Annotated in this window: 15 protein-coding genes; 5 read left to right on the plus strand and 10 right to left on the minus strand. The window is 65.9% G+C overall.

All coding sequences use genetic code 11. The features are described 5' to 3' along the window. From A9X01_RS30060 to A9X01_RS19690, 5 genes are all read right to left on the minus strand, one after another. Window positions 1–227, minus strand: a 227-nt coding sequence (locus tag A9X01_RS30060) for a PE domain-containing protein (RefSeq protein WP_155772182.1), incomplete at its 3' end; no start/stop codon positions are given. 90 nt (window positions 228–317) lie between these two features. Beyond that, entirely contained in the window at window positions 318–1,973 is a 1,656-nt protein-coding gene (locus tag A9X01_RS19675) for a PE family protein (protein ID WP_065122357.1), read from the minus strand. Window positions 1,974–2,139: 166 nt separating this feature from the next. Beyond that, window positions 2,140–3,780, minus strand: coding sequence for a PE family protein (locus A9X01_RS19680; protein WP_065122358.1), 1,641 nt, complete (start codon window positions 3,778–3,780; stop codon window positions 2,140–2,142). A 78-nt stretch (window positions 3,781–3,858) separates the two neighbouring features. Next, on the minus strand, window positions 3,859–4,689 hold the full coding sequence (locus A9X01_RS19685; RefSeq protein ID WP_065122359.1) for a tyrosine-protein phosphatase: 831 nt from the start codon (window positions 4,687–4,689) through the stop codon (window positions 3,859–3,861). Then, window positions 4,682–5,902 (minus strand): acyl-CoA dehydrogenase family protein, encoded by a 1,221-nt coding sequence (locus tag A9X01_RS19690; RefSeq protein WP_065122406.1) that lies wholly within the window; start codon window positions 5,900–5,902, stop codon window positions 4,682–4,684. Before A9X01_RS19690 ends, A9X01_RS19685 begins: the two co-directional genes overlap by 8 nt. A gap of 118 nt (window positions 5,903–6,020) precedes the next feature. Between A9X01_RS19690 and A9X01_RS19695 the strand changes: the two genes are divergently transcribed. Next, window positions 6,021–6,473, plus strand: a complete 453-nt coding sequence (locus A9X01_RS19695) for a nuclear transport factor 2 family protein (protein ID WP_065122360.1) — start codon at window positions 6,021–6,023, stop codon at window positions 6,471–6,473. A 3-nt stretch (window positions 6,474–6,476) separates the two neighbouring features. On the opposite strand, the gene A9X01_RS30065 is transcribed toward A9X01_RS19695, so the two are convergent. After that, window positions 6,477–6,602, minus strand: coding sequence for a hypothetical protein (locus tag A9X01_RS30065; protein WP_099051159.1), 126 nt, complete (start codon window positions 6,600–6,602; stop codon window positions 6,477–6,479). Between the two features lie 130 nt (window positions 6,603–6,732). Here A9X01_RS30065 and A9X01_RS19700 point away from each other — a divergent pair, with 130 nt between their 5' ends. After that, window positions 6,733–7,356 carry a TetR/AcrR family transcriptional regulator gene (locus A9X01_RS19700; RefSeq protein WP_036363418.1) on the plus strand — a complete coding sequence of 208 codons (624 nt, stop codon included), beginning with the start codon at window positions 6,733–6,735 and terminating at the stop codon, window positions 7,354–7,356. A 4-nt stretch (window positions 7,357–7,360) separates the two neighbouring features. On the opposite strand, the gene A9X01_RS19705 is transcribed toward A9X01_RS19700, so the two are convergent. Beyond that, window positions 7,361–8,794, minus strand: coding sequence for a PE family protein (locus A9X01_RS19705; protein ID WP_065122361.1), 1,434 nt, complete (start codon window positions 8,792–8,794; stop codon window positions 7,361–7,363). A 91-nt stretch (window positions 8,795–8,885) separates the two neighbouring features. Then, window positions 8,886–9,782 carry an alpha/beta hydrolase gene (locus tag A9X01_RS19710; protein WP_065122362.1) on the minus strand — a complete coding sequence of 299 codons (897 nt, stop codon included), beginning with the start codon at window positions 9,780–9,782 and terminating at the stop codon, window positions 8,886–8,888. 84 nt (window positions 9,783–9,866) lie between these two features. On the opposite strand from A9X01_RS19710, the gene A9X01_RS19715 reads away from it, so the two are divergent. Genes A9X01_RS19715 through A9X01_RS19725 form a run of 3 tightly spaced genes read left to right on the plus strand, consistent with a single transcriptional unit; the run spans window position 9,867 to window position 13,075 of the window. After that, a complete protein-coding gene (locus tag A9X01_RS19715; RefSeq protein WP_065122363.1) occupies window positions 9,867–10,952 on the plus strand; it encodes an NAD(P)H-dependent amine dehydrogenase family protein in 1,086 nt (361 codons plus the stop codon). A gap of 18 nt (window positions 10,953–10,970) precedes the next feature. After that, on the plus strand, window positions 10,971–11,720 hold the full coding sequence (locus tag A9X01_RS19720) for a glucose 1-dehydrogenase (protein WP_065122364.1): 750 nt from the start codon (window positions 10,971–10,973) through the stop codon (window positions 11,718–11,720). Window positions 11,721–11,731: 11 nt separating this feature from the next. Beyond that, window positions 11,732–13,075, plus strand: a complete 1,344-nt coding sequence (locus A9X01_RS19725; RefSeq protein WP_065122365.1) for an FAD-binding oxidoreductase — start codon at window positions 11,732–11,734, stop codon at window positions 13,073–13,075. Here A9X01_RS19725 and A9X01_RS19730 read toward each other — a convergent pair. Next, a complete protein-coding gene (locus A9X01_RS19730; RefSeq protein WP_065122366.1) occupies window positions 13,072–13,620 on the minus strand; it encodes a TetR/AcrR family transcriptional regulator in 549 nt (182 codons plus the stop codon). The genes A9X01_RS19725 and A9X01_RS19730 overlap by 4 nt on opposite strands. Continuing rightward, entirely contained in the window at window positions 13,620–14,462 is an 843-nt protein-coding gene (locus tag A9X01_RS19735) for a thioesterase family protein (protein ID WP_065122367.1), read from the minus strand. The genes A9X01_RS19730 and A9X01_RS19735 overlap by 1 nt, the downstream gene beginning before the upstream one ends. Window positions 14,463–14,477: the final 15 nt, after the last annotated feature.

Here is a 14,477-nt window from a genome sequence, read left to right on the forward strand (position 1 = left end):
CACCTGGGCCCGCCCCCCCCCACCCGGCCGGGCGCCCCCCGGGCCCCCCCGGCCGGCCCCCCCCCCCCCCCCCCGCGGCCCCCCCCCCCCGCGGCGGCGGCGGCCGCCAGCACACTCGACGTCGGTGCCGCGGCCGCCGCGCTGGCGGTGGTGATTGCTGAGCCGATCCCCTCGATGTTCGCGGCAGCCGTCGTTATGAACTCCGGCTCGGCAAGCAGAAACGACATGAATTTACGACCCTTCCCGACAGGCAACGGTCGTCAGCGTAGAGGCATCTCGCGATGCTGTCTGCCGATTAGCGCCAGCCGGTGCTCAACTCAGGGAATGAGGGCCCGAATGTCGCTGATGTTCTGGGAGATTGCCTTCGAGATGACAAGGAACTGGACAATGCCGGCGATTGTGGCCAGTCCCACGTCCGCGGCGATCGGGTAGCCGATCGCGTTGACGAGGTTGCCTTGCGCCAGCTGTTCCACGAAAAGCTGAGAGTCGTACAGCGGCAACGTGGTGGCGAATGCCATCACGGTGTCGGCCGCCGGAAGCAGCACGGCGTAATCGGTGGAGATAACTGTGGCGGCAGTGTTGACGACCTTCTCGGGTGACGGCAGCTGGCTCAGCTTCGCCAGGATGTCCATCGGTTGCGGCGGGGCGAACGTGGGGAACTGCGGCGGCTGGGCGGCCAGGGCTTGCAGCTCGGTGTGGAAGTCGGTGATGCCCTGCTGCGTTCCCCTGGCGAACGCGTCGATCAGGGTGCCGGGACTGACCTCGGGGAACAACCCGAACGGCGTGTGCACATCGGCGTAGCCGGTCGAGTAACCCAGGTTCGGGTCGCCATAACCCAGGTTGACGATGACTTCCAAGTTGGGCTCGATCAGCGCGGCCAGCGGATTGCCGATCACCGGTATCGCCCGCAACGGGGTCAGCAGCGGCAGTTCCTCGGTCGGGATCATGTAGTACGTGGTGTTGCCGGTGTAACCGGGAGACGTCGGCAACTGGATGGCGCTGTCGACCTGTGCGGGCGTCAGATTCAGATATTTGGTGTGCACGGTGGCGATACCGAACACCGCGTTCAGGTCCGAGATGAAGTTGATCGGGTAGCGCGGGAAGCTGGCGAACCCGTCGTACTCCTGTGTGTAGATCGCCACGTCGTACGGCGTGTTCGACGGTGTCGCGCCGTAGAAGTCGAGGCCCAGCGTCGGCAGCGTCAGGTTCGGGAACCGGGCGAGCATGCCGCCGTTGGGGTTCATCTCGTTGCCGACCAGGATGAAATTGAGATCGGTCGGCGCGATAGGGAAGCCCGCGGCCGCCAGCTGCTGCATGTACAGCGACGAGATGATGGCGCTCTGCGAGTAGCCGAACACGGTGACGGAATTACCGGGTATGGCCAATTGCGACTGCACGTAATTCCCGAGAATTGTCAACCCCTCGGACACCGACTGATTCAGCGTCAAGCTTTTGACGCCGGTGATCGGATACAACTCTTCCGGTGTGTACAGGATCTGTTGGAGGCCGGTCGCATGTACATAAAGCTCGTTCGCGAGCGTGGCATATGCCGGCGGCGGTATGGGCACTCCGGTGGGGCCAATGAATACCGAAGTATCCAGGGCTGGGAATGGCGGATTGGTGAGCGGAAGCGCCGGCGGCAGTGCCGCCGGGGCGGCGGCCACACCCAAGGCTCCGGTCAGGGCGGCGGCCGCGGCGTTCTCGGTTTGCACGTAGGCGTTCGCCGCCGCGGCCAGCGTCTGCTGGAACTGATTGGCATAGGCCTCGACCTGGCCGACCACAGCCTGGAACTGCTGTCCGTGTGCACCAAAGAGATTCGCGATCGCCGCCGATACCTCGTCGGCGGCCGCCGCCAACAGCCCGGACGTCGGCGCGGCGGCGGCCGCGCTCGCCGCTGCGATCGTCGAACCGATGCTGTCGATGTCCGCGGTGACCGTCGTGATGATCTGCGGGTCCACCAACAGCTGCGTCATCGCCTACCCCCCGTACCCCCGGCCACCATACTTACTGGTGGAAACAATTGGTGAGCGTAATGGCTCCCGGCCATTCATGTACGAGTTTTGACGCAGAAGAAAGTTACTGAATCAAGTCTAATAGAGAACAGGCATTAAAAATGGTACGGTTGTGCAGAAATTGGCGTCAAATGGCGAGACTCTGCAAATCCTGAACAATCTCGGCCGCTGCTTCCACGACCGCGATGAACTCGATCATGCCGCCCAGCGCCGCCAATCCGGCAGTGGCCGCAAGCGGCAGTTCAATGGCATCCCGTAGATTTCCCTGCGCGAGTTGGCTGAAGAACAACGTCGCGTCGTAGGCCGGCATGGTGGTGAGGAACGCCGTGCCCAGGTCAGCCGTCGGGAGCAGCACCGAGTAGCCGGTGGACACCGCCGACGCCAAGGTGTTCACGATATTGGCCGGTGTGGCCGGGACGGTTGGCGGCGGCGGTCCCAGGTACTGCTGAATCAGCGGCGGGAACGCGGGCGGGTTGATCACCGGCGGTGTGGTGAGTGCCGTCGGCGCCACAGCCAGGAAGTCGTTGATGCCCTGCTGGGTGCCGGCGACGAGAGCATTGGCGATGACGTCCGGCGGCACATTGGGGAACAAGCCGAACGGTGTCGGCACGTTCGCCGGTGACGTTGAATAGCCGTAGTTCGGATCGCCGTAGCCGAGGTTGACGATGACCTTCAGATTCGGTTGAACAAGTGCGGCGATCGGTTCCCCGATGACGGGGATGGCTCGGACTGGGTCCAGCAGCGGCAGATCCGGGTGCGGGATGATGTAGTACTCGTTGTTCGTCGGGCCCTGAGTCGGCAATTGAATTGCCGACTGCACCTGTGCGGGAGTGAGGTGGGCGTACGTCGTGTGCACGGTGAGAATGCCGAAGACCGCGTTGATGTCGGACAGGATGTTGAGTGGGTATCGCGGGAAGTCGGCGAACCCGTCGTATTCCAGTGTGTACGTGGTCGTTTGGTACGGACCGTCCGGGGTGGCGCCGTAGAAGGGCAGGCCCAATGTGGTGATGTTGAGCCCCGGGATCCGGGACAGAATCCCGCCGTTGGGGTTCATTTCGTTGCCGGTCAGGATGAAGTTGAGCTTGGACGGGTCCGGCATATTCGGGCCGAGGGAGATGTAGTGCTCCATCAGTAGGGACGAGATGATGGCGCTCTGTGAGTAACCGAAGACGGTGACGTTGTTTCCGGCTGCGAGTTGCTCTCCGATGGCCGTATTGAGGATCTGCAGTCCTTCGGACACCGATGTCGCCAGCGGCAGCGACCTGACCCCGGTGATCGGATACAGCTCTTCCGGCGTGAACAGGGCTTGGACGATCGCTCCGGGTGAAATCGGTTGCACGAAGAGACTGTTGATGGCGTTGAGGTAGGTGGCACCAGGTATCGGGGTGCCGGTGCCGCCCATGATGATCGCGGTGGTGACGTTCGTCGGTGCGCCTACGGTCGGCGTGGTCAGTCCGGCCGTGACGCTTTGCACCAATTGGGCAGTGTTGATCGCCTCGGCGTTGGCGTAGTACTCCACCGTGGCGGTCAGTCGCTGAACAATCCCGGCGTAGAGAGCGCCGAATTGCGCGTTGACCGTTTGGAATTCCTGGCCCAAGTTTTGGAACAGACCGGCGATCGCCGACGACACCTCGTCGGCGGCGGCGGCGGCAATGACGCTGGTCGGCGCCGCCGCGGACGTGACCGCGTCCCCGAGCGCCGACCCGATCCCCGCCAGCTCAGTTGCCGCAGCAGCCAACGCGGGCGGCTGCGCGAACACGTACGACATCTGACCCCTCCCGGTACCGGTAGAGGGTAAAGCGATTCCGCGTTGCTGTCCGGGCTTTGGCCCGAGCTCATAGACTCCTCAGCCGAGCAGCGCGCGCCGCAGCTTCGACAGGTCGGCCTCGGAGAGTCCGGCGTCACGCAGGTATCCGTCGAGCGAACCGAAGGATTCGTCGATCGTCTGCCATGCCGCCCACAGGTATTCGGCGCGAACGCCGAGCACCCCGTCCGAAAGCCGCGCCTTGGTGAAGGTCTCGACCTCCGGAGTCAGCTCGACATCCGAGCGTTGCTGGATCATCTCGGTGATCCGGGTGCGCAGCTGCGGCACGGCGGCGTTGCTGCGCAGATAGTCGGCAACGATCGCGTCGCGGTCCACGCCCACCGCTTCCAACACCGTCGCGACCACAAACCCGGTGCGGTCCTTGCCGGCGAAACAGTGGGTGAGTACCGGCCGCTCGTCGGCCAGCAGGGTGAACACTCGGTGCACCGCGCGCTGGGCGCCGTTGCGCGTCGGGAATTCGCGGTACTCCTCGGTCATGTAACGCACCGCGTTGGCTTCGATGGCTTCATCGGATTCGTCGGAATCGCCGTTGGTGAGCAGGCGCTTGAATGCGGATTCGTGTGGTGCCTCGTCGGATTCGTCGGCCTGGTCGTCGGCAAGATCGGGAAACGGCAGCAGATGCACGTCGACCCCATCGGGAACGCGTCCCGGACCGCGCCGGTTGACCTCGCGGGTGGAGCGCAGGTCGGCGACATCGCTGATGCCCAGCCCGCGCAGTATCTCGCGACCCCGGTCGTCGAGGCCGCTGAGCTCGCTGGAGCGGAACAACCGGCCCGGCCTGATCCCGGTGGTGGCATCCGCTACGTCACGAAAATTCCACGCGCCCGGGAGGTCTCGTAAACCGTCAGCCATGGTTGGTGACCGCCGCGGCCAGCGCGGACTGCTCGCGGCCCAACTCGGTGCGGGCGATGGTGCGCATGTGGACCTCGTCGGGACCGTCGAAGATCCGCATCGCGCGATGCCAGCCGTACAGCCGGGCCAGGGGTGTGTCGTCACAGACGCCGGCCGCGCCATGCACCTGGATGGCCCGGTCGATCACGTCGCATGCCACTTGCGGGGCCACCGCCTTGATCTGCGACACCAGCAGATGCGCGGCTTTGTTGCCGTGCTGGTCGATGGTCCACGCCGCCTTCTCGCAGAGCAGCCTGGCCTGGTCGATTTCGTTGCGGGACTTGGCAATTGCATGCTGGACCAAACCCTGGTCGGCCAGCGGACGGCCGAACGCGATCCGGTTGTTGGCGCGGTTGACCATCAGCGCCAGCGCGCGCTCGGCCCCACCGAGGGCTCGCATGCAGTGGTGGATGCGTCCCGGGCCGAGCCGGGCCTGCGCGATGGCGAAGCCGGCCCCCTCCTGGCCGAGCAGGTTGGTGGCCGGCACCCGGACGTTGTCATAGATGATTTCGCAGTGGCCGTGCTGGTCCTGCCAGCCGAACACGCCGGTCGAGCGGACCACCGTCACGCCGGGGGTGTCCATCGGCACCAGCACCATCGACTGCTGCTGGTGGCTGGCCGCTTCGGGATTGGTGCGGCCCATCACGATCAGGATCTTGCAGCGCGGGTCCGCCGCGCCCGATGTCCACCACTTACGGCCGTTGATCACGTAGTCGGCGCCGTCGCGCACGATCGAGGTCTCGATATTGCGGGCGTCACTGCTGGCCACCGCCGGCTCGGTCATCGAGAAGGCGCTGCGAATGTCGCCGTTGAGCAATGGCTCCAGCCAGTCCTTGCGTTGCTGCTCGGTGGCGAACAGGTGCAGCGTCTCCATGTTGCCGGTGTCGGGCGCCGCACAGTTGAGCGCTTCCGGCGCGATCTCCAGGCTCCAGCCGGTCAGCTCGGCCAACGGTGCGTATTCGAGATTCGTCAGACCCGACTCGGCCGGCAGGAACAGGTTCCACAGGCCGCGCTCCTTCGCCTTGGCCTTGAGGTCCTCGATCACCGGCGGCACCGTGTGGTCGCCCGGGCCGGCGGCGTGGCGGTACTTCTCGTACTCGGCCTCGGCCGGGAAGACGTGGTCCGTCATGAATTCCGTCAACCGCTTGTGGTAGTCGCTGGCTTTGGCCGACATTGCGAAGTCCATGCCGCCACGATATGACAACGGCCACCAACCCCCGCGAGCAGACGCAGAATCGCATCTGAGAGCACTGATGGGTGCGATTCTGTGTCTGCTCGCGGTAGAAAGGTGCATGCCCGCGCCGTTTCCGCCGTTCACCTTCGAGACCGCACTGCAGAAGGTGCAAGCCGCCGAGGACGCATGGAACACCTGTGATCCCGAACGGGTCAGCCTGGCCTACACCGTCGACTCGGTCTGGCGAAACCGTGACGAGCATGTCGTCGGACGGGAAGAGATCGTCGCGTTCCTGACTCGCAAGTGGCAGCGCGAGCTCGACTACTCGTTACGCAAGGGCTTGTGGAGTTTCGAAGGCAACCGCATCGCGGTGCGGTTCCAGTACGAGAGCCACGACCGCACCGGGCAGTGGTTCCGCAGTTACGGCAACGAACTCTGGGAGTTCAATCCGGAAGGATCGATGGCGCGGCGCGAGGCCAGCATCAATGACGTGCCGATCACCGAATCAGAGCGACGGATCTTCGGCCCGCGCCCGGCGAGCGAGCACGGTGCGGACTTCCCGCTGTGGTGAGTTCTAGACGGGTGGGTAGGCCGGCGGCGGGTAGCCGTTACCGGACTCGACACCCCGTAAACCCCAGGTGAGATAGCTGAAGAAGAACTCGATCTCGTCGCTGCCGTCGTAGTCAGGAACCGGGTCCATTACTCCACCTCTCAAGCGACTGCGTTCTCCTGAAGCGAGTCTAGTCCCATCCGCTGCGGGGCGACAGGCGCGGTGTTGCTTAAACTGTCCAACTAGTTGATTGATAACGCAGCGACGATAGTGAGTGCAGATGCCGTCCGGAAATGGCCTTTCGCGCCGTGAGGAGTTGCTGGCGGTCGCCACCAAGCTGTTTGCTGCCCGCGGCTACCACGGCACTCGGATGGATGATGTCGCCGACGTGATCGGGCTGAACAAGGCGACGGTTTATCACTATTACGCCAGCAAGGCGCTGATCCTGTTCGACATCTACCGCCAGGCCGCCGAGGGCACCCTGGCCGCCGTTCATGACGACCCGTCCTGGACGGCCCGCGAGGCGCTCTACCAGTACACGGTGCGGTTGCTGACGGGGATCGCGAGTAACCCCGAACGCGCCGCTGTCTACTTCCAGGAACAGCCCTACATCACCGAGTGGTTCACCTCCGAACAGGTCGCGGAGGTGCGTGAGAAGGAAGCCCAGGTCTACGAGCATGTGCACGGCCTCATCGACCGCGGCATTGCCAGCGGCGAGTTCTATGAGTGCGACTCGCACGTCGTGGCGCTCGGCTACATCGGGATGACGCTGGGCAGTTACCGGTGGCTGCGGCCGAGCGGCCGGCGTACGGCCAAGGAGATCGCGGCGGAATTCAGCACCGCGCTGCTGCGCGGCTTGATTCGCGATGAGGAGATCCGCACCACCGCGCCGCTGGGGCCGTGACCGGCTAGTTGAAGATCGGCGGGATGATGTGCAGGACGTCGCCGAGTGTTCCGCTCAGCAGAGACAGCGCCGTCACCGGAGGTTGGCTCAGGGCCGGGCCGAAGTAAAGGTTCAGACCCGGATTGACCATCGGAACCCATGGATAGGCGTCCGGGAAGTACTCCGGTCCCCAGAGTCCGGCCTGAACGCCGATCTCGACGGCCGCGCCGTACGGCGCCTGCAGCAGCCCCTGTCCCATGTAGTAGGCGAAGGTGAACGGGTTCGGAATGTTGATCAGGCCGGCGGGTGTGGGCAGATCCGCGTAGCCGTCGGAATAGCCGAGGTCGATCATCACTCGTAGCGGTGGCTGCAGCAGGTCGGCGATAACCGGTCCGGCGTAGGGGATGTCGCGGATCGGCTGCAGTATCGGCAGGTTCTGCGTCAGGAACATGTAGTACTCGGTGTTGCCCGTGTATCCCGGTGAGGTTGGCAGCTGTACCGCGGTGGTGGACAGCAGGTCCGGGTAATTGCTGTGCACGTAGAAGTAGCCCATCAGCGCGTTGATGTCGGCCAGGATGTTGGTCGGGTACTGCGGGACGTGCGCGATCCCGTCGTACTGCGCGGTGTAGATGTAGGTCTCGTACGGGCTGTTCGCCGGCGTCGCACCGTTGAACAGCACGTCCAGACCGGGGATGTAGAAGCCCGGGAAGCGGGACAACAAACCGCCGTTGGGGTTGTTCCCGGCCGCGGCCATGATGAAGGCCACGTCGTTGACGTGGGGTGAACCCGCGGCGATCATGTTGACGATCTGGTTGTGCACGATCGAAGCGCTCTGCGAGTAGCCGAAGACGGCGGTCTTGTTGCCCAGGTTCACCACCTGCTGGTTGATCGCGGCATTGAGTTGCGCCACCCCCTTGGCGACGGACTGGGCATAGGTCATCGTGCCGAGATCGGGGGTGATCGGCCAGAACTGCTCCGGGGTGAACAGGCCGACAGGCGTGCCCCCACTGAAGATCGGTTGAATGTAGTTCTTGTTGATATCCGCCACGTACCTGGCCAGCGGTAGCGGGTTGCCGGTGCCGCCCATGATGAGCGCGGTATTAATGGCGAGCGGCTCGGCCGGCGCCGCGAGAGGCGTCGCGGTCCCGGTGCCCCCGAACGAGTTCAGCAGCGCACCGTTGAACGCTTCGGCCTGCGCGTAAGTGCGTGCGGCGTCGGACAGCGCCCGGTTGAACTCGCTCTGGAACAGCGCTGCCTGTCTGACGACGGTCTGGTACTCGTCGCCAAAAGCGTTGAAGAAATTCGCGATCGCCGCCGATACCTCGTCGCCGGCCGCCGCCAGCAGGCCCGACGTACGGCCGGCCGCGGCGGCATTGGCGGCGTGTATCGCGGCCGCGATCTCGTCGACATCCGTGGCCGCCGCAGCGAGCGACTCAGGGACTGTAAGCAAATAGGACATGGCCCCCGTCCTTCCAATACCCGAAACCGCGGGTAGTAGATATCAGAGCAAGAGTAAAGCTGGTCCGTGAGGAAATCCGGCGTTTCGGCCGTTAAACGCGGGCGCTCTGCAGATGCCGGTGGAAGAACGCGATCTGGTCGGTGACGACCCGCTCGAAGGCGTCGTCGACGTAGATCGCGAAGTGCCCCTCGGGATACGTCTTGATTTCGCCGCGAGGAGCCTTGGCGGCGTAGCGCAGGGTCGGGCCGGCCGGCGCGACCGAGTCGGTCTCGCAGACGCAGAACAGGATCGGGCAGGTGATCTTCGCGGCGTTGCGGCCGGGACGGTAGATCAGCACCTTCAGGCCCACGCGCGCGGCGACCTCGTTGGGCAGCTCGACACCGTCGGGCACGAGATTCAGATATCCGTCGTACGCATCGGGCGCGGTCATCAACGCGACCTCGCCCGGGCGACCGGCCGTCGGGATCACCACCGGCCGCTTGCCCAACCGGCTTGCGATGACGTCGCGGATCCCCAATGCCGTGATGCGCGCCGCGGTCGCCGGGTTGATCGCACCTATGGACGCGAGGCCGTCGGTGAACGGGCACTGCGCCACTGCGGCGGCGATGCCCGTCAGCCGTGCCGCCGAGGTGATCACATGGCCGCCGCCAAAAGAAGTGCCCCACAGGGCGATTCGGTTGGAATCCACTCCCGGCAGGGTCCGGGCGAAGGCGACGGCCGCCGCCCAGTCGGCCAGCTGCATATCAATGTCGAGCAGTTGCCGCGGCTGCCCCTCGCTGTCGCCGAAGTTGCGATAGTCGAACACCAGGCAGGCATAGCCGGCCGCGCTGAACCGCTCGGCGTAGGCGTCCAGCCGCATCGTGCGCACCGCGCCCAGACCGTGCGCCATCACGATCAGCGGGACTGCGCCGTCGCCGGCGGGCCGGTACAGCCAGGCGCTGATCCGGTCGGCACCGGAGGTGAACCACACGTCCTCGCGCTCTGGCATGACGCAACCATAGTGCCGCCGTAGTGCTGACGAAATTATGGACTAGTGTCTAGAAAAGTCGCAGCGTCGGGATGGAGGACACTCATGGCGATTCGCGTCGCCCACGTCGGCACCGGGAATGTCGGTGGGCTCGCCCTCGCCGCACTCATCACCAACCCCCAGTTCGAACTCACCGGCGTCTGCGTCTCCACGCCGGAGAAGGTGGGCAAGGACGCCGGCGAACTCTGCGGCGTCGGACTGGACCAGCCGGTTCAGACCGGTGTCAACGCCGTGAACGACCTGGACGAGCTACTGGCCGCCAAGCCCGACTGCGTCGTCTACTGCGCGATGGGCGATACCCGGCTCCCGGATGCGATGGCCGACGTCATGCGCATCCTGGCCGCCGGGATCAACGTGGTGGGCTCGGCGCCGGGACTGCTGCAATATCCGTGGGGCGTGATGCCCGACAAGTACATCGACCGGGTGGAAGCCGCTGCGCAGCAGGGCAATTCAAGTATCTTCATTACCGGCGTGGACCCGGGATTCATCAACGACCTGCTGCCGTTCGCGCTTGCGGGAACCTGCCAGCGCATAGACCAGGTGCGCTGCATGGAGATTCACGACTACGCGAGTTACGACGGCGCGGAGGTCATGCACTACATGGGCTTCGCCCGGCCGCTGGACGAGGTGCCGATGCTGCTGCAACCCGGGGTGCTCAGCATCGCCTGGGGGACGGCGATCCGGCAACTCGCCGCCGGACTGGGTATCGAAGTTGACGAGATCACCGAGTCGTATCGCCGCGAACCGGCACCGGAGGACTTCGACATCGCGGTCGGACACGTGGCCAAAGGCACGCTGGCCGCACTGCAATTCGAGATTCGCGGCATGGTCAACGGCCGGCCGGCCATCGTGATCGAGCACATCACCCGGCTCCGGCCGGACCTGCAGCCGGACTGGCCGCAACCCGCAGCGGGCGGTGGCTCGTATCGCATCGAGATCACCGGGGAGCCGTCGTACGCGGTGGATATCGTGCCCAGCAGCCGCAAGGGCGACCACAACCATGCCGCGATCGTCGGCGCCGCGGGACGGATCGTCAATTCGATCCCGGCGGTCATCGCGGCCCCGCCCGGGATCCGGTCCACGCTCGACTTACCACTGATCAGCAGCAAGGGTCTGGTCACACCGAACTAAACGGAAAGGAGCCCTTTGATGGGGCGAGTAGACGGCAAGGTCGCGTTGATCAGCGGCGGCGCGCGAGGCATGGGGGCCGAGGACGCGCGCCTGCTGGCGGCCGAGGGCGCCAAGGTGGTGATCGGCGACATTCGCGACGAGGAGGGCGAGGCGCTCGCTTCTGAGATCGGTGATGCGGCGCGCTATGTCCATCTCGACGTGACCCAGCTCGATCAGTGGGAGGCCGCGGTGGCAACGGCCACCGGCGAGTTCGGCAAGCTCGACGTGCTGGTGAACAACGCCGGCATCGTCGCGGCCGGGCCACTGCGCGAGTTTCGGATGGACAAGTGGCAGAAGGTCATTGACGTCAACCTGACCGGGACGTTCCTGGGCATGCGGGCCGCCGTCGACCCGATGACCGAGGCCGGCGGCGGGTCGATCATCAACGTGTCCTCGATCGAGGGGATCCGCGGCGCGCCACTGGTGCATCCGTATGTCGCCTCGAAGTGGGCGGTGCGCGGCATCACCAAGTCGGCGGCGCTGGAGCTGGCGCCGTTGAACATCCGGGTCAACTCGCTGCATCCGGGCTTCATCCGCACCCCGATGACCGCGCACCTGCCCGAGGACATGGTCACCATCCCGTTGGGCCGGCCGGCCGAGGCGCGAGAGGTGGCGACATTCGTCGTCTTTTTGGCCAGCGACGAGGCGTCCTACGCCACCGGCAGCGAGTTCATCATGGACGGCGGCCTGGTGACCGACGTGCCGCACAAGGACTTCAGCGCCGGATGAGGCCTTAGCCGATGCTGGAGAGCCTGGCCGCCGTGGTGGGCTCGAACCACGTCATCACCGACCCGGACGTGCTGGCCGGCCGGAGTGTCGACCACACCGGCCGGTACCGCGGCCGGGCCAGTGCGCTGGTACGTCCGGGCTCGGCGGAGGAGGTCGCCGCGGCGTTGCGGGTATGCCGCGATGCGGGCGTGTACGTGACGGTGCAGGGCGGCCGGACGTCGCTGGTGGCCGGCACGGTGCCGGAGCATGACGACGTGTTGTTGTCCACCGAAAGGCTCAGTGCGATAAGCGATGTGGACACCATGGAGCGGCGGGTGACGGCCGGCGCCGGTGCCACGCTGGCGGCGGTGCAGGGTGCCGCCGCGGCGGCTGGGCTGTTGTTCGGCGTTGATCTGGCCGCGCGTGACGCCGCGACCCTCGGTGGCATGGCGTCGACGAATGCCGGCGGCTTGCGGACCGTCCGCTACGGCAACATGGGCGAGCAGGTCCTGGGACTGGATGTGGCTTTGCCGGACGGCTCGGTGGTGCGCCGGCACTCTGCGGTGCGGCGCGACAACACCGGCTACGACCTGCCGTCGCTGTTCGTCGGCGCGGAGGGCACGCTCGGCGTCATCACCGCGCTGGACCTCCGCCTGCACCCCACCCCGTCGCACCGGGTGACCGCGGTGTGTGGATTCGACGACCTGGCCGCGCTGGTCGAGGCGGGCCGGGTGTTCGCCGACGTCGACGGCATCGCGGCGTTGGAGTTGATCGACGCCCGGGGTGCGGTGCTGACGGGGGAGCACGCCGGGGTTGGCGCTCCGGTGCCCGGTGACTGGCTGTTGCTCGTCGAATTGGCCGGCGACCACGACCAGACCGACCGGCTGGCCGAGTTGCTCGACGGCGTTGCGTCTGCCGAGGGTTCGGAACCGGCCGTCGGCGTGGATGTGGCTGCGCAGCAACGGCTGTGGCGGGTGCGCGAGACGCTGGCCGAGGTGCTCGGGGTGTACGGGCCACCGCTGAAATTCGATGTTTCACTGCCGCTGTCGGCGGTGAGCGGTTTCGCTCGGGATGCGGTCGCGCTGGTTCGGCGCCACGAGTCCGATGCGCTGCCGGTGCTGTTCGGTCACATCGGGGAAGGCAACCTGCACCTGAACGTGCTGCGTTTCCCGACCGAGCGCGAGGATGCGTTGTACGCCGAGATGATGGACCTGATCGCCGGCTGCGGCGGCAACGTCAGCTCCGAACACGGTGTCGGGACCCGCAAGCGGCCCTACCTGTCGATGTCGCGTGAGGCCGCCGACATTGCGGCGATGCGGACGGTCAAGGCGGCGCTGGACCCGACGGGTTATCTCAATCCGGCCGTGCTCTTCTAATCCGCATTTTTGATGCCGACAGCGTGCCGCAGCTGCGCCAGGAACTGCTCACCGTCGTCGCTGCGCACCACGTAGTGCGAGATGGCGATCCGGATCACGGTGGCCGCCTTCACCGCGGCGTTGGGGCCGGGCAGCAACCGCTGCAGACCCGCGCGCATCTCCGGGATCACGCCCGACATCTGAGCGATAACGTGCTCGGGTTCGATGTCGACCATCCGCACGCCGGAATAGGAGTACTGGTAGTCGACGATGAACCGCAGTGCGGCGTCGAGCCTTTCGCCTCCCTTGAGCCCGGCGGTCGCTTTGGCCAGACCCCGCTCGAAGATCTCGCGCTCGTAGCGGGAGAACGCCGAAAGCAACTCCTCCTTGGAGGCGAACCAGCGGTAGAGCGTGGGCCTGGACACCCCGGCCTGGGCGGCGACCTCGGACAGGCTGAGTTTGGTCTTGCCGCTGCGGGCCAGCACCTCGGCCGTGGCGGCCAGGATCCGCTGACGAGTCGATGTGTCGGTGTCCGGGATTTCATCCACCTGGGCATTCTGGCTCATCAGTTCTCCCCCGGTGGCTTGTTGGTCTTGGGTGGTCTGGGTCGTACCAGTACGGACTGCTGAATGGCGCCCACCGCGCTGTGCTCGTCGAACAGGGTCCCGATCGTCGTTCCGATGCCGTCCGGCCCGTAGCTGGTCTCCGCCCGGATGCCGATCCAGTCTCCTTCCGGGACCCGGAACACGTGCACGGCCAGGTCGGTGTTGAGGAAGGTCCACTTGCTGATGTCGAGCTTGCTGCCGATGCCGTTGGCGCAGTCGGCCACCGCGAACAGCCGCTCCAGCTGGGTCATGCTCTCACCGGCGACGAGGTCGGCGACCGGCTTGATCCACGATTCACCCGGACCTGGCTTCATCGGTTCGGTCAGCCACAGCCACTCCAGGCTGTGCACGTAGTTGCGGTCCCAGTTCATGGCTTTGAGATCGCGGTTGTACGCCTCGGACAGCGGCCGGGGTAACGGCGTGGGTGCATGTACCACCGCGGTGGTGTCGAGCTTCTGCAGCCGCCAGCCGCTGGCCCGGGCGACCGGCCGCGGTTGTCCGTCGGGGCCCAGCGCCAGCATCTCGGAGGTCACCAGCTCGATCTGCCGGCCGCCGCGGTCCAGGCTGGAGCGCACCCACAGGTCACCCTCGGCCGGGACCGGGCCAAGCAGGTCGATGACCACCCGGCTGAGCCGGGTGTCCTCGCGCGCCTGGCAGCGTTCCAGGGCGCGGACCAGCAACCCCGAAACCGGGCCGCCGTGCTGGATGGCCGCCGACCAGGTGCCCCGGGCCAGGTCGGTGGCCCGGAACTTCTCACCCGCTGCGTCGTCGGCGTCGATCAGCTCGTAGTACGAGTCGGACATGGGACCTCTTCGTTT

Source organism: Mycobacterium asiaticum, from assembly GCF_001668675.1.
GTDB classification, from domain to species: Bacteria; Actinomycetota; Actinomycetes; order Mycobacteriales; family Mycobacteriaceae; genus Mycobacterium; species Mycobacterium asiaticum_D.